The sequence below is a fragment of the Arsukibacterium sp. genome, from assembly GCF_033722355.1.
Taxonomy (GTDB): domain Bacteria; phylum Pseudomonadota; class Gammaproteobacteria; order Enterobacterales; family Alteromonadaceae; genus Alishewanella.
Genome location: NZ_JAWVZF010000267.1, coordinates 1 through 2,011, shown reverse-complemented (window position 1 = coordinate 2,011; position 2,011 = coordinate 1). Strand labels below are relative to the sequence as shown.

At 50.5% G+C, this 2,011-nt stretch carries 2 protein-coding genes; both read left to right on the top strand.

Annotated features, from left to right (window positions below):
- Window positions 1–223 precede the first annotated feature (223 nt).
- Window positions 224–1,564, top strand: coding sequence for an AarF/ABC1/UbiB kinase family protein (locus R3177_RS14660; RefSeq protein ID WP_318971749.1), 1,341 nt, complete (start codon window positions 224–226; stop codon window positions 1,562–1,564).
- The coding region (locus R3177_RS14655; protein WP_318971748.1) for a MipA/OmpV family protein at window positions 1,557–2,011 on the top strand (455 nt) is incomplete at its 3' end. The genes R3177_RS14660 and R3177_RS14655, both read left to right, overlap by 8 nt.

The window sequence follows — 2,011 nt, the reverse complement described above, 5'->3', positions numbered from 1 at the left end:
TGCCAGCGGGAACAGCTGGCGCTTTTGCAGCATTATCAGCTTACGCCCTGATCTTTTTTACCCGTTTGTTTTAAACTGCAGCAGGAAATTAAAAAACAGGCGCTGGGCGCACAGCAACTGGCTGGCGTCTGACACTGAATGACGGAATTATTGTCCCTCAACTGAGCCTGTCAGGGTTTTGCAGCGTAAATTCAGCATAACAGGTTAACAGTTAAGGGTAGTTATGGCTGATAATTCATCTCAGGTACCAACAAACCGGTTCAGTCGTTTTACCGGCCTGGCAACACTGGCCGGACGGGTCGCCGGTGGCATGCTGGCGGAAGGTGCCAGACAAATGGTTCAGGGCAACAGGCCCAGCAGCAAAAGCATGCTGCTGACCCCGGCCAATATTAAACGCGTAACCGATCAACTGGCTCATATGCGCGGTGCAGCGATGAAATTGGGCCAGCTGTTATCGATGGACAGCGGTGAGTTATTACCGGCAGAACTGACTGAGCTGCTGGCCAGATTGCGCGCCAACGCCAATCCAATGCCGGCTAAGCAGTTATCGCAGGTGCTGCGCCAGGAGCTAGGCGAGGATTGGCAGCAACACTTTGCTGATTTCAGCTTTAAACCGATGGCTGCCGCTTCTATTGGTCAGGTCCATCAGGCGTATCATGATAACGGCGATAAACTGGCAGTTAAAATTCAGTACCCTGGGGTTAAAACCAGTATCGACAGCGATGTTGATAATGTAGCGTCTTTACTGAAGCTATCTGGGCTGCTCCCTGCTGAAATTGAGTATCAGAGTTTACTGACTGAGGCAAAAAAACAGTTGAAAAATGAAGCTGATTACCTGCAAGAAGCGGCTTATCTTCAGCGTTACCGGCAGTATCTGGCATCAGATGATGCTTTTGTCGTGCCAGAGGTATATCCGGCACTTAGCAGTGCCAATATTCTGATTATGTCCTATGTAGCAGGAGAGCCAATTGAGACTCTGCAAGCGGCACCGCAAGCAGAGCGGGATAGGGTGCTGGGGCTGATGTTCAGTTTGTTTTTCCGCGAATTATTTGAATTTAAACTGGTACAAACTGATCCGAATTTTGCCAACTATCTTTATAACCGGCAAAGCCAGCAGTTGGTACTGCTTGATTTTGGTGCCTGTCGTGATTATTCAGAGCAAATAAGTAATGGCTATCGCGCTTTATTTGCGAGCGCTTGTGATAATGATCTCGTCGGCATGGAGCAGGCCCTGACCAAAATCGGCTTTTTCAGCCAGAATATTTTAGCCCCACAAAAAACAGCAGTATTAAATCTGGTTGAACTGGCCTGTGAGCCGCTGCACCAGAGCGGCGCTTTTGATTTCGGCCATAGTGATTTGGCACTGCGTTTGCGCCAGGCCGGTACCGCTTTAAGTATGCAACAAAACTACTGGCACAGCCCGCCAGCCGATGCACTGTTTTTACATCGTAAAATTGCCGGTTTATATTTACTGGCAGCGAGGATTGGCGCCCGGGTTAATGTCCGCCAGTTGCTCGAACCTTATCTTCATCAGACGGTTACTGAACAGGAAACTTATGCTTAATAAGTGGATTAGCTCGATATTACTGCTTGGTACTGCAACAACAGCAGCTTTCTGTACTGCCAGGGTAAGCGCGGAGCCGGCTACCGAGCTACCGCTATGGGAGGCCGGTGTCGTCGGCCTTGGTATTGAACAGTTGGCTTATCCGGGGTCGGATAAGCAAGTGCAGCGGAGTTTCGTGCTGCCTTACCTGATTTACCGCGGAGAGTTTTTTCGTGCTGATCGCGATAATGTTGGCCTGCGCGCCTATAAAAGTGACACGCTGGAGCTGGATATCGGTTTTGCTGCTGCGCTGGGCTCAACAGAAAGTGATGTTCCAGAGCGCGACCAGATGCCAGAGCTGGGTACGCTGGTTGAAGCGGGCCCACGCCTGCGCTGGACTATCAGTGATAATGTCTGGGGTAGCAGGCTGCGGCTGGATTTGCCCGTGCGGGCGGTTTTCGATATTGA

What these genes read in the sequence shown, in the direction of transcription:
- R3177_RS14660 (WP_318971749.1), top strand. Translation starts at nt 224, where the DNA reads ATGGCTGATAATTCATCTCAGGTACCAACAAACCGGTTCAGTCGTTTT.